The 18,206-nt window shown below is 62.3% G+C and carries 16 protein-coding genes; 12 read left to right on the forward strand and 4 right to left on the reverse strand.

Annotated features, from left to right (window positions below; genetic code table 11):
- Positions 1–122: 122 nt before the first annotated feature.
- Entirely contained in the window at positions 123–1,319 is a 1,197-nt protein-coding gene (gene ubiM / locus L0U80_RS22650; protein ID WP_233870387.1) for a 5-demethoxyubiquinol-8 5-hydroxylase UbiM, read from the forward strand.
- A gap of 137 nt (positions 1,320–1,456) precedes the next feature.
- Here the strand turns inward: ubiM and L0U80_RS22655 are convergent, their stop codons facing one another.
- Positions 1,457–1,918: a hypothetical protein gene (locus L0U80_RS22655; RefSeq protein ID WP_233870390.1), complete on the reverse strand. Its 462-nt coding sequence runs from the start codon at positions 1,916–1,918 to the stop codon at positions 1,457–1,459.
- A 414-nt stretch (positions 1,919–2,332) separates the two neighbouring features.
- Positions 2,333–4,312 carry a sigma-54-dependent Fis family transcriptional regulator gene (locus L0U80_RS22660; protein WP_233870393.1) on the reverse strand — a complete coding sequence of 660 codons (1,980 nt, stop codon included), beginning with the start codon at positions 4,310–4,312 and terminating at the stop codon, positions 2,333–2,335.
- 636 nt (positions 4,313–4,948) lie between these two features.
- Between L0U80_RS22660 and L0U80_RS22665 the strand changes: the two genes are divergently transcribed.
- The 8 genes from L0U80_RS22665 to L0U80_RS22700 all read left to right on the forward strand — a co-directional run bounded on the left by L0U80_RS22665 (position 4,949) and on the right by L0U80_RS22700 (position 12,505).
- Positions 4,949–6,676 carry a methanol/ethanol family PQQ-dependent dehydrogenase gene (locus L0U80_RS22665; protein WP_233870396.1) on the forward strand — a complete coding sequence of 576 codons (1,728 nt, stop codon included), beginning with the start codon at positions 4,949–4,951 and terminating at the stop codon, positions 6,674–6,676.
- An 83-nt stretch (positions 6,677–6,759) separates the two neighbouring features.
- Positions 6,760–8,010: a c-type cytochrome gene (locus L0U80_RS22670; RefSeq protein ID WP_233870399.1), complete on the forward strand. Its 1,251-nt coding sequence runs from the start codon at positions 6,760–6,762 to the stop codon at positions 8,008–8,010.
- Between the two features lie 76 nt (positions 8,011–8,086).
- Complete coding sequence (locus L0U80_RS22675) at positions 8,087–8,401, forward strand: high-potential iron-sulfur protein (protein WP_233870402.1); 315 nt, start codon at positions 8,087–8,089, stop codon at positions 8,399–8,401.
- Positions 8,402–8,596: 195 nt separating this feature from the next.
- Complete coding sequence (locus L0U80_RS22680; RefSeq protein WP_233870405.1) at positions 8,597–10,009, forward strand: MBL fold metallo-hydrolase RNA specificity domain-containing protein; 1,413 nt, start codon at positions 8,597–8,599, stop codon at positions 10,007–10,009.
- A 140-nt stretch (positions 10,010–10,149) separates the two neighbouring features.
- Positions 10,150–10,986: a universal stress protein gene (locus L0U80_RS22685; protein ID WP_233870409.1), complete on the forward strand. Its 837-nt coding sequence runs from the start codon at positions 10,150–10,152 to the stop codon at positions 10,984–10,986.
- A 111-nt stretch (positions 10,987–11,097) separates the two neighbouring features.
- Positions 11,098–11,580 (forward strand): universal stress protein, encoded by a 483-nt coding sequence (locus L0U80_RS22690; protein ID WP_233870411.1) that lies wholly within the window; start codon positions 11,098–11,100, stop codon positions 11,578–11,580.
- 130 nt (positions 11,581–11,710) lie between these two features.
- Positions 11,711–12,103 carry a c-type cytochrome gene (locus L0U80_RS22695; RefSeq protein WP_373322275.1) on the forward strand — a complete coding sequence of 131 codons (393 nt, stop codon included), beginning with the start codon at positions 11,711–11,713 and terminating at the stop codon, positions 12,101–12,103.
- Between the two features lie 30 nt (positions 12,104–12,133).
- Positions 12,134–12,505 carry a DUF3564 family protein gene (locus L0U80_RS22700; protein WP_233870414.1) on the forward strand — a complete coding sequence of 124 codons (372 nt, stop codon included), beginning with the start codon at positions 12,134–12,136 and terminating at the stop codon, positions 12,503–12,505.
- A 43-nt stretch (positions 12,506–12,548) separates the two neighbouring features.
- Here the strand turns inward: L0U80_RS22700 and L0U80_RS22705 are convergent, their stop codons facing one another.
- The gene (locus L0U80_RS22705; RefSeq protein WP_233870417.1) at positions 12,549–12,788 is read right to left on the reverse strand and encodes a hypothetical protein; all 240 of its coding nucleotides are present in this window, start codon (positions 12,786–12,788) and stop codon (positions 12,549–12,551) included.
- A gap of 254 nt (positions 12,789–13,042) precedes the next feature.
- Here L0U80_RS22705 and L0U80_RS22710 point away from each other — a divergent pair, with 254 nt between their 5' ends.
- The 3 genes from L0U80_RS22710 to L0U80_RS22720 all read left to right on the forward strand — a co-directional run bounded on the left by L0U80_RS22710 (position 13,043) and on the right by L0U80_RS22720 (position 15,234).
- Positions 13,043–13,498, forward strand: a complete 456-nt coding sequence (locus tag L0U80_RS22710; RefSeq protein WP_233870420.1) for a hypothetical protein — start codon at positions 13,043–13,045, stop codon at positions 13,496–13,498.
- Positions 13,499–13,548: 50 nt separating this feature from the next.
- Complete coding sequence (locus tag L0U80_RS22715; protein ID WP_233870423.1) at positions 13,549–14,052, forward strand: hypothetical protein; 504 nt, start codon at positions 13,549–13,551, stop codon at positions 14,050–14,052.
- Between the two features lie 58 nt (positions 14,053–14,110).
- Positions 14,111–15,234, forward strand: a protein-coding gene (locus L0U80_RS22720; RefSeq protein ID WP_373322135.1) for an IS3 family transposase whose coding sequence is annotated in 2 segments (ribosomal slippage) — positions 14,111–14,369 and positions 14,369–15,234 — 1,125 coding nt in all. Because the reading frame shifts where the segments join, the coding sequence is not laid out codon by codon here.
- Positions 15,235–16,486: 1,252 nt separating this feature from the next.
- Here the strand turns inward: L0U80_RS22720 and L0U80_RS22725 are convergent.
- The gene (locus L0U80_RS22725; protein WP_233870425.1) at positions 16,487–18,130 is read right to left on the reverse strand and encodes an L-lactate permease; all 1,644 of its coding nucleotides are present in this window, start codon (positions 18,128–18,130) and stop codon (positions 16,487–16,489) included.
- Positions 18,131–18,206 lie beyond the last annotated feature (76 nt).

Raw genomic sequence — 18,206 nt, forward strand, 5'->3', positions numbered from 1 at the left:
GCCGCGCCACGCAAATGACATGACGGCCCTCTTCACCGCCCGGTCTGCGATATGACTCAGCGTTTACGCGTGAGCCTTCACGGACTCCCACCACCCTCTTCTGGACAAGTCGTCCGCGCACCATGGAAACAGACATCGTTATAGTTGGCGCCGGGCCCGTCGGGCTGTGCCTCGCGCGATCACTGAGTGGATCTGGCCTTCGGATTGTCGTGGTCGAACAGCAATCGCTCGACGAAATCGAGAATCCGAAATTTGACGGCCGCGAGATCGCGCTCACCCAACGGTCAGCGCGAATCATGCAGCAAATGGGCCTCTGGGATCGAATCGAATCAGACGAGCGCTCGCCGCTTTCCGCCGCCAAGGTCTTCAACGGATCGTCGCCGAGCGCGCTGGAGATCGGACACGAACTGGGCGGCCACAACGAACTGGGCTGGCTCGTTTCCAATTGCGTGATCCGCAAGGCCGCCTATGATGCGCTACGCGGCGGCATGACCGAGAACGGTAACGTCACGCTGCTCACGTCGGAAACGGTAACCGGCATCAAAACCGACAGCGTTTCCGCCAACGTGACAACGGGACACGGACTGACCATCTCGGCCAGTTTGATCGTCGCGGCAGATAACCGTTTTTCTACTACGCGCAAAATGATGGGCATTGCGGCCGAAATGCGCGATTTCGGCAAATCCATGCTGGTCTGCCGCATGACGCACGACGAGCCCCATCATCACACGGCGTGGGAGTGGTTCGGATATGACCAGACGCTCGCGCTGCTTCCGTTGAATCCCGATCCATCGACGAATGCGCATCGGTCTTCTGTGGTGCTTACGCTACCTGGGCGCGAGATCGCGGAACTTGCACGTCTCGACCCGGAAGAATTCCGCTTGAACATCGAGCAGCGATTCGCGCGGCGGCTCGGGTCCATGGAGCTGGTGAGCACGCGTCACGTCTACCCTCTGGTTTCCGTCTATCCGGGACGGTTTGTCGGGCAACGTTTCGCGACAGTCGGCGATGCTGCAGTCGGCATGCATCCGGTGACCGCGCACGGGTTCAATTTCGGGCTCGTGGGTGTCGAAACGCTGAGCAAAGAAATCCTCGACGCGCGACTCAATGGCCTCGACATTGCAGCTGACTCTGTCCTGGCACGGTACGAAAGCCGGCACCGCCGCGCTACAAAGCCGCTCTATCTCGCGACCCGGTTCATCACCGACGTCTTCACAAACAGCACAGCTCCAGCACGGTTGGCGCGAGACATCATGTTGCGTGCTGCGTCACACTTCATGCCGTTCAGGAAGGCCGTGGCGGCTTCCTTGACCGGCTAGTGAAGCAGATTCAGCCCGCAGCTGACCCACGTCGGTTCGACGAACCGGCTATTCGAACGGCTGCCAGGTTCGGAAACCTGCGGGACATGCAAGAACCCCTGCCGCCAACGGGTTCCCGGCAGACGAGCGCCTGACGCTCAGGTCCCTGGTGGCCGGGGCGGCACTCGCTCCCATCCGCCAGGACAGGACCTGACATTCGGGTAGTAGCCTTCCGGCATCGCGCAGTAGTACCAGTAACCCGGTTCCGGCACCCCGCCGCCACCGGATTGCTGCGGCTCGAGCGGCTCCCGCTCGACGTACTGAACCGGCTCCTGCTCAGACGCGCCGACGACCACGGGCCAGCCGGCCACCGGATAGCCGTACCAGGGCCACGGATAGCCCCAGACGAAGCTCGGGCCAAAAAAGACCCCGCCAAACGAGACGCAGCAACCGTGACCGTGGTGAAAACCGCCGTGGTGAAAACTGCCCCAGCCGTCACTGCCGCCGCCGTGGTAAAAACCGCCACCGCTATAGCCTCCAGGCCCCCTTCCCATCGCCGCGCCACTGAAAGCTACGGCCGCCAGTATCAGCAATAGCTGGCACACCTTGCGCCCATTCATGATGATTACCTCGAGAATCCTGACCGGTCCGGATTAGCGCCCTCGGGTCGATGAAAGCTTGCCCGGACCAAGGCTGCCCTTGATCCGGACCGGCTGCATCAAGTTTATGAAGTTCTGGGGGGTTTTGCCTGGCTGGTTTCTGGCGATTGCGCCGCGGGACGCCGGCGACATCGAGTATCCGGCTCACCCATTCCGACTCCCGGAGTAGCTAACGCAGGCCACGCATCTCGCACTTGCAGTCGTCCGGATTTAGCCCGTTATTGCCGCTCAGTCGCGGCCGTGGTCAGCGGCGCGCCGGATGCGAAAACGCTGCCGAATAACGACACAGGGGGTGTTGCAGCATGCAACACCCCCTGTGATGAGCGGCAAGTTGGGAAACGCCGACGCGGTTACGCAAGCAAACGAAGTCGCACGTCAATCATCGTCGCGTAAAGGCGTGGCAGCCGGCATCCTGCGATAGATCGTGTTTCGCGACACCCCAAGCGAACGCGCCACGGCAGACACGTTGCCGCCGTGGCGCGCGAGGGCGGCCGCGATAACCGAAGTGGCGACGTCCTGCAGACTTCCGCCTTGCGGGACCGGCACGCCGCCTGCATGCAGTTCATTCGCCACTGCATCCGCCGCATCGTCGCCACGCAGGTCTTCGAAGAAGTCTTCTGGCAAATGCTCGCGCCGGATCTCGCCATCGTCGTCGACCATCGCCGCCGCCGTGCGCAGCAGGTTGCCGAGCTGCCGGAAATTTCCCGGCCACGTGCAGCGCTCGAACAGCGCCATCACATCAGGCGCGACGCTGAGCGGCCGATGGCCCGCGCCAGCAGCCGATTCGTGCTGCAACATCTTCTGGATCACGATGGAAAGGTCGGTGCGATCGCGCAGGGGCGGCAGCCGAACTACGAGGCCGTTGAGCCGGTAGTAGAGATCCTCGCGGAAACGGTGCTGCGCAATCAACTCGCGCAGATCACGGTGCGTCGCGCAAATGATGGCAATGTCGACAGGGATGGTCTTTGCCGAACCGAGCGGATTGACGACCCGCTCCTGCAGCACGCGCAACAGGCGCACCTGCAGCGGATACGGCATGTCGCCGATCTCGTCGAGAAAGAGCGTGCCGCCATTGGCCTGGAGCAACTTGCCAACGGCGCCCTTTCGCCGCGCGCCGGTAAACGCGCCCTCTTCGTAGCCGAACAATTCGGATTCGATCAGCGTCTCCGGAATCGAGGCGCAGTTGACCGCGACGAACGGCCCGTCGCGGCGCGGCGAATCATTGTGCGTCGCCTGGGCGAGCAGTTCCTTGCCGGTACCGGTTTCGCCGGTGATCAGAATCGGGATGTCCTTACCGATCACCTTGCGGACCTTCGCGATGACCGATGCCACCTGAACGTCACCCGTGTCGAGGTACCCGAGCCGCGACAGGCCCGCGGCCGGTTGCGGGGCACTCGTGCGGACGGGTCGCCGTGCATTGTCGTGCACGTCGGCGGGACGGCTGCCTTCCGCGGCCGACGCTCGCCTGAATTGCACGCGCGCGCAGACGACGGTGCCGTTGCTCAGATTCAGCATGGTGTACGGGTCGAGACTCGCACGGACGCGATCGATCAGTTGCGTGGTCGTGAGCTGGAACAGCGACGACAACGTGTGCGCTCGCAATCCGGCAAGCGGGATCCCGAGCTGAAACTGCGCGCTGCGGTTCGCCGACAGGAAGCGCCCATCGTTTGTAAACGCGACGATGCCTTCCATCAGTGTCCCGAGAAACTCAGGACGACTATGAAACGACACTTGCAGCGTCTCGTGAAAGGTCGTTGTGAACAGATGATTCTCAATCATCTGCACGGACATCTTCGCGAGCGCCATCGTGTGCGGGTGATAGCTGCGATGATCGCCCGTCACGTCGAGCACGCCGATCACATCGCCATACGGATCGATAATCGGCACGCTCGAGCATGTCAGGAACTGGTTTGCCGACAGATAGTGCTGGTTGCCGTGGACCACCATCGCGCAGCCTTCGGCAAGCGCCGTGCCGATCGCATTCGTGCCTTGCCGGTTCTCGGACCAGTTCGCGCCAGGACGTAACGCCACTTTCTCCGCACGCTGCAGGAAATCGTCGTCGCCGACGGAGTGGAGTATCAGGCCTTCGGCATTCGTCAGCACAATCATGCTCTGCGTGTTGATGATCTGCTCGTGCAGCGTTTCCATCACTGGCATCGCATGCGCGCACAACACGCGGTTCTGTTCGCGCTTGAGCGTGAGTCCGGCACCCGTGAGGACGTCATAGTCCGGCCGCGCCGACGCCCTCAGTCCGAACGTTTCCGAACGTTCGTGCGCCTTCCGGAGCGACGGCGCGGGCCAGCCAACGGCCCGCACGGCCGCCTCAGCGTCGGCCGGTTGAACGTCATTGCGCATTGTCTTCTCCAGGTGGTCCGCTGTCCGGCCGGATGTATGTTGTCGATACACGCAAGGTCCACGTCACACAATCGTCGGACCCGATGATCGGCGCCGGGCGTGCGCGGCGCACAGCGCCCGGTAAAAGCGATCGCGATGCCGGTTCGTATCGGCAATCGCGCAGCCGGAACTCTCGGCTGGCTGCGTCTTTATTACTTGAATCGCCCTCATCTCGATATTCGGACTCACCCCAAGGCATCAGCCGTCAAGCGCTGCCCTGCGTGCTGCTCAGCCAGTAACTGCGTGCAAAACCGCACGTCCGCAGAAATCCCTGCCAACACGCTCTTTCGATCTAGATCAATAGCGGGCGATGTGCCGGGGGAAGTGTCGGCGCGAGCACGCTCGATGTCCGGAGCGCAACCACTGTCATGTTCGGCAACACCATGCGAGTCGAGGTGTACCGGAATGAAACAGATCGATCACACCGAACACATGACGGACGAATCCGCGTTTTCGACTGGAAGCCATGTCTGCTGTGCTTCCCGGGCGAGTGGCATACGACTTGCGTAAATGCGCACGCTCGCGGCACGGCGCCGTCCGGACGCACGACAACGCGCGCATAGCGGCAGTGCAAACACAAATATCAAGGAGACAACTATGAAGCGACGTTCGAGAACGGGCAGCCGGTTGGCGGCATGCGGCATCGGCATGGCGGCCGTGTTGACGCTAACCACTGTTTCGGTGAATGCAGCCGCCGACTATCCACCCGTGACCTACGACCGCCTCGCCAACGCGCAAAGCGATCCCGGCTGGCTCACTTACTATCGGACTTACAGCGGCCAGTCACACTCGCCGCTCAAACAGATCGACGCTTCCAATGTCGCCCAACTGAAGCAGACATGGAGCTACAAGTTTCCCGCCGAACTGAAGCAGGGATTCGAGGCGACACCGATCGTCAACGGCAATTATCTTTTCGTAAGCACGCCGAAAGATAATGTCTATGCGTTCGACGCGAAGACGGGCGAGCAGCTCTGGAAATATGAGCCGAAGCTCGGCGCGGAATCGTTCAAGACGGCTTGTTGCGATGTCGTGAACCGCGGTGTCGCCCTGTACGGCAAGAACGTGTACGTCGCCATGTTGAGCGGCGAAGTTGCCGCACTCGATGCACAGTCCGGCAACCTGCTCTGGAAGAAGCAGATGTTCGAACCGGGCCTCGGCTACGCGTTCTCCCTCGCGCCACTCGCGCTTGACGGAGCGATCATCGTCGGTACGTCGGGTGGTGAATACGGAATCCGCGGTTACATCGCTGCCCTCGATCCAAAGAACGGTTCGATCTTGTGGAAGCGCTACACGATTCCCGGCTCCGGAGAGAAAGGCGCAGAGACCTGGCCCGACGGCATGCAGGCACACGGCGGCGGCGCCGCGTGGCTGACCGGCACCTACGATGCCGCAACCCAGACGCTGTACTGGGGCGTCGGCAATCCGGGCCCGTGGCTCGCTGCGCTGCGTCCCGGCGACAATCTCTACTCCGATTCGCTGCTCGCACTGGATCCAAAAAACGGCAATCTGAAGTGGCATTACCAGTACACGCGTAACGACACCTGGGACTATGACGGTGTGAACACGCCGATTCTCGCCAAGATCAAGCACAACGGTAAGGATTACGAAGCGATTATTCATGCAGACCGCAACGGCTTCTTCCACGCCATCGATCGCGAAACCGGCAAGCTGATCTACGCCGAGCCATTCGTGAAGGCAACGTCGGTGACCGGTTACACGGCGGACGGCGCCCCGGTTCAGGACGAAAGCAAGTTTCCGAAGGCTGGCACGACGATCGATACTTGCCCGAGCTTCCTCGGTGGAAAGAACTGGTGGTCGGTCTCGTATGACCCCGAACGCCACATTGCTGTCGTGCCGGCACTGCACGCGTGCATGAGCCTTTCGGGCAAGTCGGTCAGCTACATGGAAGGTTTGCCTTATCTCGGCGAAGGCTTCGAGATCAAGCCCGAACCGGGCAGTCAGGGCTATGGCGAACTGCAGGCCATCGACGTGGACACCGGCAAGAAGCTGTGGGGCCACTGGACGAAGATGCCGTGGAATGGCGGCGTCGCAACGACTGCGAGCGGCATCGCGTTCAGCGGCTCGCTTGATGGCCATCTGTACGCGTTCGACATCTCGACAGGCAAGGTCCTCTGGGAAAGCCCGCAACTCGCGAGCGGCATCGTCGCGCAACCCTCGGTGTTCGAAATCGACGGCAAGGAGTACGTCGCGGTGCTCGCGGGATATGGCGGCGCCAATCCGATCTGGGGTGGCCCGATGGCCGAAGTCGCCAAGGACGTCCCGCGCGGCGGCACGCTCTACGTGTTCGCGCTCGATCGCAGCTGATCGCGACTTCCCTGCTCTACCGCGTCGCGCCCTTGCACTTCGTGCCGGGCGCGACACCCCAGCCTTTCCCGGAACGCAAGACCATGAATACTCGACTCACCCAGATCGCCGCAGCGGGCGCGTTCGCGGCAAGCGTTGCGTTGGTGCCGGTGCACGCGTCGGCCGGCGTGCGCGTCTGCACGATGCCCGGCAGCCCCTCGACAGCGCTCGATCAAGCCGTCGCACGTGCCGTGTTCCGCACGGCGGGCATCAATGCCACGTTCGTTGCGCACGGCATCGACGACGGCAATGACGACGACGGCATCTCCGCCCGTGAGCTTATGAAATCACTCGGACGCAACTGCGATGTGATTGCCGGCTTTCCGCGCTCGGCTCAAGCCGATGCGTCGGACGCGCATTTGAGCTTCTCACAGGGCTATCTGCGCTCCGGATACGTCAACGTCACACTGCGCGATGCCCGCCCGGTTGCGACAGTCGATGGCAAGGAGACCGTCGCCGCCACCTGGTCGAGCCCGTCGCAACTGATTGCGGTCCAGCAGAAGAACGCCCGTTTCGATCTGGAGAACACGTCCGCGATGACCGTCGAAGCCGTCGCGAAGCGCCGCGCGCAGCGTGCGATCGTGTGGTATCCGGCGGTGGTCGCGTATCAACGCGCGCATCCGCAATTGCACTTCAACGTTGCGCCCGTGCAGTCCGACTATGCCGACTGGAGCCTCGTGTTCGCGTCCGGCCCGGATACCGACGACCTGCAGACGCGGATCAATCGTGCGCTATCGAAAATGACCGCCGACGGTCGCCTCGCTTCGCTCACGCGTAGCTGGGAACTGCCCGACTCCGTCCTGCATGCAGCCGCCGCGCCCGTTCACGCCCGCAATCCCCTCATCATGAACGCGGTGTGGACGAACACGTCGGAGCGGCCCGTAAACGGCACACAGCACGCCGCGCACCAAGGCGGTGGCTTCATCAAGGTCTCGGCAAGCAGTAGCGGCGCGGCGCCTTCTTTCAACGATGTGCAGGTGGCACACGGCAAGGATATCTACGCCGGCGCGTGCGCGAAATGCCACGGCGTGGAACTCGATGGCGTCACGGGACCCGCGCTGAGCGGCCCGGCATTTGCGCCGGCGTCAAACTCACATCTGACGATCGGCGCCATCTATCAATACATGTCGACGAACATGCCCGCCGACCGTCCCGGAAAATTGTCCGATGACGAATACGCCGACGTCATGGCATTCCTCCTCTACACGAACGGCTACGAGTCCGGCGGTGCGAAGCTGACCGCCTCGGACGCGGCTGCTTCGACGACGCCGCTGAACGCCGGACCTCGCCATTAGCATAGGCAACGCGCCCCCTTCCACGGGGGGCGCGTGGTGCAAACCGACCGCCTTTTAAATCACTAAGGAATACATAATGTTTTCCAGCAATCGCAGAACATTCATCATCCACGCTGCGAGTCTTTGCGCGGCGCTCGCAACTGCGGACCGGGCATTCGCTACTGCGCCGCTCGTCGACGAAAACGACGCCGCCGTGAAGCCGCTTGGCTATCGCGCGAAGGCCAGCACCGTCGATTCCGCGCAGTTCCCGAAATTTCACGCTGGCCAGCATTGCGCAAACTGCCGCTTCTACACCGGCGGCGCACAAGATGCCGCGGGACCGTGCCCAATGTTTCCGGGCAAGTCGGTTTCGGCCGACGGCTGGTGCAACGTCTACGCACCACGTGCCTGAGCGCTTGCGCCGTCTCCACTCAAAAACAATCGTCGCTTCTCCCCCGGTTTTCCTCAGACAATAAATATCGGGAGATCACCAACGTGCACAAAGCGCCACGTAGTCTGTCAGACTGATCCACGTCAAACGACCCGCGCCGATACATGCTCCAATTCATGTCGTGGCGCGGTGACTGCGCGGGTCGTGGAGACGACGATGAAGCTCACTTTTCTGGGCGGGGCGGAGACTGTGACAGGGTCCCGTTTTCTGCTGGAAGCGGCCGGCAAGCGCGTGCTGATCGACTGCGGGCTGTTTCAGGGCACGAAGAACCTGCGCCGGCGCAATTGGGAAACGCTGCCGGTCCCCGCCGCGTCGATCGACGCCGTGATCCTCACGCACGCGCACATCGACCACTGCGGCTACTTGCCCGTCCTCGCACGCGACGGCTTTCGCGGCCCGGTCTACTGCACGCCCGGAACGGCGGATCTGTGTGAAGTGATGCTGCGCGACAGCGCGCGGCTGCAGGAAGAGGAAGCGGCGTTCGCCAATGCTCACGGCTACTCGAAACATCATCCGGCGTTGCCGCTCTATACGCTCCAGGATGCGGAACGCGCGCTCCGCCTCATCGGTCCGCGCGAATTCGATGCGCCCGCGTGGCTCAATAGCCAGTTCGGCTTCCGGCTCCTGCCCGCCGGGCACATTCTCGGAGCCGCCAGCGTGGTGCTGTCCTGCAACCACACGCTGGTCGCGTTCTCGGGTGACCTTGGCCGCCCCGACGATCCGCTGATGCGTGCACCCGCACCGCCCGCGCACGCCGACTATCTCGTCATCGAGTCAACCTACGGCGACCGCCTGCACAAGGCGCTCAATCCCGAGGACGAACTGGCCGAGGTGTTCGCACGCACCTTCGCGCGAGAAGGCGTCGTGGTGATGCCGTGCTTCGCCGTGGGACGCGCCCAGGAGATTCTGTACTACATCGCGCGGCGCAAGGAGGCCGGACGCATGCCTGCCATCCCGGTCTATCTCGACAGCCCGATGGCGATCAGCGTCACCGACCTGTACCGCCGCCATATGCGCGAGCACCGGCTCACGCTCTCGCAGTTGCATGCCATCGACCACACCGCCTTCATGACGCGCACGATCGACGAATCGAAGGCCATCGCCGGACGGCGCGGACCGAAGGTGATCATCGCAGGCAGTGGCATGGCGACCGGCGGCCGCGTGCTGCATCACCTCGCGCTCTACGCGCCCGATCCGCGCAACACGATTGCGCTCGTCGGCTATCAGGCCGCAGGGACACGCGGTGCGGCGCTCGAAGCACGCGAGCCGAGCATCAAGCTACTCGGCGAATATGTGCCGGTGTGCGCCGAAGTCGCGTCGATTTCATCGCTGTCCGCACACGCGGATTACACCGAGACGCTGCGCTGGCTCGACGGCATGACCTGTCCGCCGGAGCGCACCATCGTCACGCACGGCGAACCAGCAGCTGCGGACGCGCTGCGGCGACGCATCGCCGAAAAGCTGGGCTGGCGCTGCGATGTGCCGACCTGGCTGGAATCGTTCGACCTGCCGGAGCGTGGCGAGCTGAATCGTCCCTATCCCGCAGGCGAGCCGATGCCCGCCGCCTGAACTCGCAGGCAGCCCCGCTCGCCCTTCAAATATTGATCTACATCAATATTTGAAGGGCGAGCGTTTCTAGACTCGAATCACGTGACGGCGCGTTGAGCGCCCTTTCGCCCGTTTCGGGCACTTCCGGAGACGTTGCAGCGATGAGTTACAAAACCCTGCTTGTCCACCTCGACACGAGCAATCGCGTGCAAGCGCGGCTGGAACTCGCGTTGCGCCTCGCACGCCGGTTCGACGCACACCTCACGGGACTGTTCGCGACTTTCGTGCCCGATCCTCGCGAGTTCCGCGTCATGGCCGGCTCCGCCAGCTGGTTCGAAACCCATCGCAAGCTGCGCGAAGAGCAGCGCGGCGCGGCCGAGCGCATCTTTCGCGCCGAGTTGCTGCGCGCCGGGGTGGAGGGCGAGTGGATCGCAGCGTCGCAAAACGCCGAGCAATCGGTCATTACGCACAGCCGTTACGCCGATCTCATCATCGTCGGACAGAGCGACCCGGACGACCCCGAAACCTATGTCGCAGACCGTTTTCCTGAGACTGTCGTGTTGACGTCGGGCCGTCCGGTGCTGGTCGTGCCCTACGCGGGACGCCACGAAGCAGTGGGCTCGCGGGCGCTGGTTGCCTGGAACGGCAGCCGCGAGGCGTCGCGGGCGGTCCACGACGCGATGCCGTTCCTCGCCCGCGCGGAACGGGTCACGGTCGTGCGCATCAACACTCCCAGTTCGCCAGCGCCGGTTCGCGCACCGGGCACCGACATCGCACTGACGATTGCACGGCACGGCGCGCATGTCGATATCGTCGAAATTTCGAACGATATCGACGAAACCTGCGGCGACGCGCTGCTCTCCCTCGCCGCCGATGAAGCCTACGACCTCGTCGTGATGGGCGCCTATGGCCACGCGCGCTGGAAAGAGCAGGTGGTAGGCGGCGTGACCCGCACGATGTTCGACTCCGCGACGCTCCCGGTCCTCATGTCGCATTAAAATCAGGGGCAGTGCGCGCACAATCAAAACCAGGCTAACAAGAAGCCACGCCACCGTCGACGACACGCCGACGGGCCTGAGCGCAAAACAATCTTGTCGGAGAAATACATCGTGTACACACGCATACTCGTTCCGCTGGACGGCAGCGAAACCGCCTCGAGCGCGCTTGAGACCGCCTTGCAGCTTGCCGTCGACATGAAGGCTGAGGTTCGGCCGATCTACGTCGTCGACGTGCCGGTGTTGGCGTTCGATTCCCCCGGCTTCGACCCGACGATCATTCGCGACGCCTTCGCGGAAGAAGGACGGCGCGTGACAGCACAGGCCGAGGCACGCATGAAAGAGCGCGGCGTAGCCGGCACCACACGGATCGAAGAAGTCGCCGGGCCCGGCGAGGACGTCGCTGAGCGCATTCTGCTCGCCGCTGCGGACTGCAAGGCAGACGTCATCGTGATGGGCACGCACGGGCGTCGCGGGCTGCGGCGCCTCGTGCTCGGCAGTGTCGCCGAGCGCGTGGTGCGTAGCGCGACGTTGCCAGTGCTGCTCGTGCCTTCGCGTGCGCAGGACGCCGCGCTCGAAGCAGGCGGCGCCAGCTAACAACGCGCCGACGCATAGCGGCATGTTCCCTGCCGCGCAGACGATCGGCGAAATAACACAGAAACTTTGCGGTCGCATGGGGCCCCTCAGCCCCAACGAGATCCGCATCCTCGAAAAACGGAGAACCCAGATGCACCGAGCCGCTTCCGAGATCGACCGCTCACTGACTCGCCTGAAGGCACCGTCTGCGAATGGCAGGCTGGCGCTCGCCGCCGCAGCACTTGCCGCGGCCCTCGGATCCCCCTTCGTTCATGCGCAGTTGCCCGAGCCGACCCAACTCGTCGACGCGCAGCACTGCATGTTCTGCCACACCACCGACGCGCCCTTCCTCGCGCCATCGTTCCATCAGATTGCCGAGCGCTATCGCAATACGCCGCACGCAGACGCCATGCTGGAAAAGAAGCTGCGACTCGGCGGCCCGGCACACTGGGGCGACACGCCGATGCCGCTGGCCGCGGACCGGGGCGGCCCGCTCTCCCGCGAGGACGCCCACGTGCTTGTCCAGTGGGTTTTGAGTCAGTAAGCTGAAACTTCTCCCTTCAGGAGTGCCGCCATGCGCATCACCGCTCATCTCGACCACTACGATCCGCTCGACCCCAACGCGTGCGCCATCATCTGGCTCGACAAGCAGGCTGGAAAGTGGTCGCGGGAAGCTCACGTTGGTGCCGGTGTACCGCCATGGGGACTTGCCGGCCAAACGCTGGACGGCACTTGCCTGCTAGCGGGCGACGACCGGCAACCGCTGTGTCTCCTCGAAGGACTCGACCTCGCGTCCCCGGACGGTCCGTTCGAAGGCGAAACAGGCGCCGTTCGCTGGCTGGCGCAAGACAGGGCAGCGTCGACGGAAGGACGATGGCATGTTCAGTGTGTCGACGCGACCGAGTCCAATCCCGCCGACAGCCTGTTCGCCGACGAAGGCCGATAGACGACGCGCGTGCACATCACCGCATCGCAACGCCGGATTTCGTTCACATGTGGAACGCGCGACGGGTCTTGAGTTCGACCCACAGGGCTCCCTCGCGCAAGCCCTCGATAACCGCCGCCGTTTCGCTTTCGAACGTGCTGTGGTGGGTGAATTCGCGAGTGAACTCCGCTTCGGGCGGCGCGTACGAGACGTGAATATTGCAACCGTACCCGCCCAGTGGTGCTGGCACGGTTTCCGCAATCACCGTCCACGTAGCCCCGTTGATGGTTCCCTTCAGTGACATGATCGACGCTCCGTAGCAGACAACTCGACTTGATCGCGGGGCGTTCCGGCATCCTGTCTGTAGGAACACCCTTGAATGGAGAATAGCCGCGTCGGGAAGCGTACGATTGACATATATCAAATCAGCCAATCAAGGTACGCAGAACTCGCAGCTGACCTCTATCGAGTGAACAGCGTTCGCGCGGGCAACACGCCGCAATTGCAGGAAGTGTGCCGCCGCGGGCGATTCTGTTTTCGACGGAAGGAGCCAACGCCATGACCATGCATGTTGATCTGAGCGGCGTGCAAAACCGATATCGACTCTGCTTCGTACGTGACACATGGGCGTTCTTCACCAGGCTCGCGCTCGATCGCCAATGGGGTGACAACTGGGAACGCACGCCCTACGAACGGTATGCCGGCGCACCGTACGCCGGCGAACCTGACCAGATTCTGAAACTGGCATTTGACGGCCCCCTGTTGCGGCCCGAGGCAGGCACGCACGGCGCAGCGTACAGCGTGGAAGAAATCAACAACGGCCGCGTCCCGTGGCTACGCACGGAAAGCTATCTCGGGACGAAGCAGGTATTCATCATGGCTGGCGTTACGCTGGAGAAATTTGTCCCATCGGTGGAGCTGGCTGGTGGCACGGTCTACGTGCCGCTTGGCTGGGGCGACCTGATTCGCCGTACAGGCGCGATTGCCCCGGAAACGCCGGAGCGGTCGCCTTGACGTCGTCCGCGTGCTCGGTGCTGCAACGTAGTCTCGATCCGGATAACAGCATGTCGACGGCCTTTCGTCGCTATGTGGGAATCGACTATTCGGGCGCCCGAACTCCAGATGACAGCTTGAAGGGCTTGCGCGTGTATATCGCGCCTACCCCAAACGATGTATCCGTCGAAGCGCTTTCCCCGCCCAGTCCGCGCAAATACTGGACGCGACGCGGCGTAGCACTGTGGTTGACCGAACTTCTGAGCGACGATGTACCGACGATCATCGGCATTGACCATAGCTTCTCTTTTCCCCTGCGCTACTTCAAAGCCCATCAACTCGCGCAAGACTGGTATGCGTTCCTGGAGGACTTCCGCGAACACTGGCCGACAGATGAGCCAGATGTCTATGTCGATTTCGTGCGCGACGGCAGGGTCGGCAATGGCAAGGCGCGCCAGGGTAACCCGAGATGGCGTCGCATGGCCGAAGAATGCTGCAGAGCAAAGTCCGTATTCCACTTTGATGTGCAGGGCTCAGTCGCCAAGTCGACGCATTCCGGTATTCCGTGGCTCTGACCTGCCCCCCGAGATTAGTACGCTGACGGTGTAGAGTCCGTTCCGACAAGGAGCGGTCATGAAGAAGCGATTCACCGAAGAACAGATTATTGGCGTGCTGAAGGAAGGCGAGGCGGGCCTGAAGCCAGCAGAGCTGTGCCGCAAGCACGGCATCTCGGAAGCGACCTACTACAACTGGAAGGCGAAATTCGGCGGCATGACGGTTTCCGATGCGCAGCGCCTGAAGGAGCTGGAGCAGGAGAACAGCAAGCTCAAGCGTCTGCTGGCCGAGTCGATGCTCGACAATTCTGCGTTGAAGGACCTTCTGTCGCGAAAATAGCAAGCCCGCAGGCCAAACGCGAAGCGGTCCAGATATTGATGACCGAACGCGCCATGGGTGTCACCCGGGCCTGCGGGCTGGTAGGGATTTCGCGCTCGCTGTTTCAGTATGAGTCGCGCCGCCGGGTCGACGACGAAGTGCTGACTGGCCGGATGATGGCCATCGCCGCGCAAAAGCGTCGCTACGGCTATCGCCGGATTCATGTTCTGTTGCAGCGCGAGGGCTGGCTGGCAAACCATAAACGCATCTGGCGGCTGTATAGCAAGGCTGGACTGAGCGTGCGCAAGCGGCGACGCAAGCGCATAGCCGCTGTCGAGCGCAAACCGCTGCCGGTGCCAACGGGGCCGAACCAGAGCTGGTCGATGGACTTCGTCAGCGACGGGCTGGCTTATGGTCGGCGCTTTCGCTGCCTGAACGTGGTCGACGATTACACGCGTGAGTGCCTGGCTATCGAGGTCGATACCTCATTGCCGGGTCAACGGGTCAAGCAGGTGCTTGAACGGTTAAGCGAGATGCGCGGCTTGCCCGGGTCCATCACGGTGGACAACGGCCCGGAGTTCGCTGGTAAGGTGCTGGATGCATGGGCTTACGAAGTGGGCGTAACGCTGTCGTTCATCCGGCCCGGCAGGCCGGTGGAAAACGCCTACATCGAGAGCTTCAACGGGCGATTCCGGGACGAATGCCTGAACGAGCACTGGTTCGTTTCCATGCGTCACGCCAGGCGGTTGATTGAAGATTGGCGTATCGAGTACAACACCGAGCGCCCTCACAGTTCGCTCGGGTATCTGGCGCCAGCGCAGTTCGCGCAGGCGCACGAAACGAAGGAATTATTAACCTCGGACTCTAACGGCGCTTCGTACTAATACCGGGGGCAGGTCAGCTCCTCTACCTGCATCGACAGCTCGGCGACAAGGTTCACTTCTGGCCATTCGACGGCTGGGACATTCCGGTGGGACGCTCGGCGATTGTGGAAGCGTATCCGTCGATGTGGAGGCGCGGATGTGTCGCACCCGCCGGCATGACTGATGACCAGTTTGATGCGTACACGATTGCCGAGTGGCTGCGGCATGCTGATCTGGAACAGCGCCTTTGTATGGCGTTGCATCCATCGTTGAGCGCATCGGATCGCGCGGTGGCTCTAGTCGAGGGATGGATAATCGGTGTGGATGCCGTCCGGGACGCTTGATCCGCGAGGCTGCGGTCAACCCTTCCTGTGTAGGAAGGTCACTCAATCGCGCTCTACGCTCTATCTCTACGGAAAAAAGCCGCACCAGTTAGGACTGGTGCGGCGAACACGCTATTGCAAAGAGGCAGATGCTAACCACGACATCTACCCGCTTGTTTAACGGCCCCGCTCGCGAAAAATTGAGGTTCTTCAGACAAATAGGTCGCGCCGGCGTGATCCGAAACATCAAGGCTCCTTTGCAGAGCCTCAACTTGCAATTGGAGGGGCTTCGGGAGCCTGCACGCTAATACCGATCGTCGCAGGTTCATCGCTTAAAGACGAAAAGCCTATCGCAGAAGGGCCGCGAGTTCGAGCTTTCTGGACCTAAGCGCACCAGGAACGGGATATTGTCGACCGTTGAACGCGCAACATCATGCGCCGGTCGCAACTAACAAACGCGGCGGTGACGCACTCATTTCCGTTGTAGTCGTCATTGTCTCGCCCGTGATTGCCCAAGAAACTCTGGGCGGTGCAAGCAAATTCGCGCGTCTTCACGCACTATAGAAACACTATGCATTCCTAACATCAATTTTTACGCAGATTCAGCAAGCCTCAGCGCACGTGGCACGATTACTAAGCTACCCATCCTGCCATCTACCTGAGCAATTATCAGGAATCGAAATTTAAATTGCTCTGCAACAAACCCATCAAGGATCTCACATGCCAACACCCGCCCATATCAGCATCGCCGGCACGGAAGCCGCTGACGACTGGCGCAAACCGCTGGAGTCCTGATCGACTGAACCTGCTGCGGCACACCGCAGCAGGCTCTCTCCGCTCAGTAATGACAAAGGGCCTCGCTACATCTCTGTAGCGAGGCCCTTTTCATCGAACCAGGCAGCCGGACAACCCAACCATCCGGCCGCTCCCGGCAACCGCCGGGATCTAGATCAATGCGGCAGCGCCGGGATCATCCAGCTCAGCCAGTGTTGCTGCGCGAACACGAGCACGCCGAGCAGCAGCGTCAGGAACACGCTGTGCCAGAACGTCCGGGCGAACACGACGCCCTCTTGCCCCTTCAGGTCCGTCGTCGCGACGCCCGTTGCAATGTTCTGCGGCGAGATCATCTTGCCCATCACACCGCCCGACGAGTTGGTCGCTGCCATCAGCACCGGATCCAGCCCGAGTTGCTTCGCAGCCACGACCTGCAGGTTGCCGAAGAGCGCGTTACCCGACGTATCGCTGCCCGACAGGAACACGGCGATCCAGCCAAGCGATGCCGACACGAGCGGGAAAAGCGCACCCGTCGATGCAACACCCATCCCGAGGGTGTAGCTCATGCCCGAGTAGTTCAGCAGGTACGCGAGCGCGACGATCATCATCACGGTAGCGATTGCGATACGCGTTTGCTTCCAGGTCTGCGCAACGCAGCAGAAGAAGCCGCCGAAGCCGACACGCGTCCAGAGCCCCGTGACCACGGCGGCGAGAAGAATGGCCGTGCCGGTGCCGAGCGGCTGGAAAGTCCAGACCGCCGCATAGGACTTGTTATAGAGCGTCATGTACACGGCATTGTGCAGGCCGGGCCACTTGATGTTCGCCTGACCGATCGATGCGATGTTCGCATGAACCCAGACGATCACGATGATCGACACGAGAATCCACGGCAACCAGCCGCCGTAGCCGACGCGTTCCGAGTGATTCGTCGCGCGCTTCTCCGTGCGGGAAAGCGAGAACGCGGGATCGAACTCCGGCTTCCAGACCTTCAGGAAGCCGATCGTGATGATCAGCGAAGCCATCGACGAAAGAACGTCCGTCAACTGGTAGCCAAGGAAGTTCGACGTGATGAACTGCGCAAGCGCGAAGCTGCCGCCCGACACCACGAGTGCGGGCCATAGCTTGCCGATCGAGCGAACGCCACCGTAGATGCCGACGACATAGAACGGCAGCAGGAACGCGAAGAACGGCAACTGACGGCCGACCATCGCGGCAAGCGTCTCGGTATGCAGCGACGTGACGGCGCCGAGCACCGTAATCGGCACACCGAGCGCGCCGAATGCGACAGGCGCCGTGTTGAAGATCAGCGTGAAGGTAAGTGCTTCGAGGGCCGGGAATCCGAGCCCGATCAGGAGCGCGCTCGTAATCGCCACCGGCGTGCCGAAGCCGGAAATCCCCTCGAGCAGACAGCCGAACGAGAACGCGACGACGAGCAGCACGAGGCGCCGGTCATCGGGCAAGTGGTCGAGCATCCATTGACGGAACTGGTCGAAGCGTCCCGTCTTCACCGCGATGTTGTACAGCAGCAGCGCGTTGACGACGATCCACATCACCGGAACCAGCGCGAGCGTCATGCCGGCGGCGACGGAGTCGAACGCGAGCGTGGCCGGCATGCCCCAGACGGCGATCGCAATCACGAGGCCAGAGACAAGTCCTGCGAGCGACGCCTGCCAGGCCGGCCGGCGCAGCACGCCGAGCATCACGAGCGCGACGGCGATCGGAATGGCTGCAACGAGAAACGAAAGGGCAAGCGAGTTGCCCACCGGCGTCAGCGGCTGGGCAAATAGCGTACCGGCTGGTAGCTGTATTACGGGGTTCATCTAGTCTCCATTGTCCCGTAGACGGGATTTATTTCCACACGCTGCCGTATCGAAGCCAGGCGCCGCACGCAGCACG

This window comes from Paraburkholderia adhaesiva (genome assembly GCF_021390575.1).
In the GTDB taxonomy this organism is placed as follows: Bacteria; Pseudomonadota; Gammaproteobacteria; order Burkholderiales; family Burkholderiaceae; genus Paraburkholderia; species Paraburkholderia adhaesiva.

What these genes read in the sequence shown, in the direction of transcription:
- ubiM (WP_233870387.1), top strand. Translation starts at nt 123, where the DNA reads ATGGAAACAGACATCGTTATAGTTGGCGCCGGGCCCGTCGGGCTGTGC.
- L0U80_RS22655 (WP_233870390.1), bottom strand. Translation starts at nt 1,918, where the DNA reads ATGAATGGGCGCAAGGTGTGCCAGCTATTGCTGATACTGGCGGCCGTA.
- L0U80_RS22660 (WP_233870393.1), bottom strand. Translation starts at nt 4,312, where the DNA reads ATGCGCAATGACGTTCAACCGGCCGACGCTGAGGCGGCCGTGCGGGCC.
- L0U80_RS22665 (WP_233870396.1), top strand. Translation starts at nt 4,949, where the DNA reads ATGAAGCGACGTTCGAGAACGGGCAGCCGGTTGGCGGCATGCGGCATC.
- L0U80_RS22670 (WP_233870399.1), top strand. Translation starts at nt 6,760, where the DNA reads ATGAATACTCGACTCACCCAGATCGCCGCAGCGGGCGCGTTCGCGGCA.
- L0U80_RS22675 (WP_233870402.1), top strand. Translation starts at nt 8,087, where the DNA reads ATGTTTTCCAGCAATCGCAGAACATTCATCATCCACGCTGCGAGTCTT.
- L0U80_RS22680 (WP_233870405.1), top strand. Translation starts at nt 8,597, where the DNA reads ATGAAGCTCACTTTTCTGGGCGGGGCGGAGACTGTGACAGGGTCCCGT.
- L0U80_RS22685 (WP_233870409.1), top strand. Translation starts at nt 10,150, where the DNA reads ATGAGTTACAAAACCCTGCTTGTCCACCTCGACACGAGCAATCGCGTG.
- L0U80_RS22695 (WP_373322275.1), top strand. Translation starts at nt 11,711, where the DNA reads ATGCACCGAGCCGCTTCCGAGATCGACCGCTCACTGACTCGCCTGAAG.
- L0U80_RS22700 (WP_233870414.1), top strand. Translation starts at nt 12,134, where the DNA reads ATGCGCATCACCGCTCATCTCGACCACTACGATCCGCTCGACCCCAAC.
- L0U80_RS22705 (WP_233870417.1), bottom strand. Translation starts at nt 12,788, where the DNA reads ATGTCACTGAAGGGAACCATCAACGGGGCTACGTGGACGGTGATTGCG.
- L0U80_RS22710 (WP_233870420.1), top strand. Translation starts at nt 13,043, where the DNA reads ATGACCATGCATGTTGATCTGAGCGGCGTGCAAAACCGATATCGACTC.
- L0U80_RS22715 (WP_233870423.1), top strand. Translation starts at nt 13,549, where the DNA reads ATGTCGACGGCCTTTCGTCGCTATGTGGGAATCGACTATTCGGGCGCC.
- L0U80_RS22725 (WP_233870425.1), bottom strand. Translation starts at nt 18,130, where the DNA reads ATGAACCCCGTAATACAGCTACCAGCCGGTACGCTATTTGCCCAGCCG.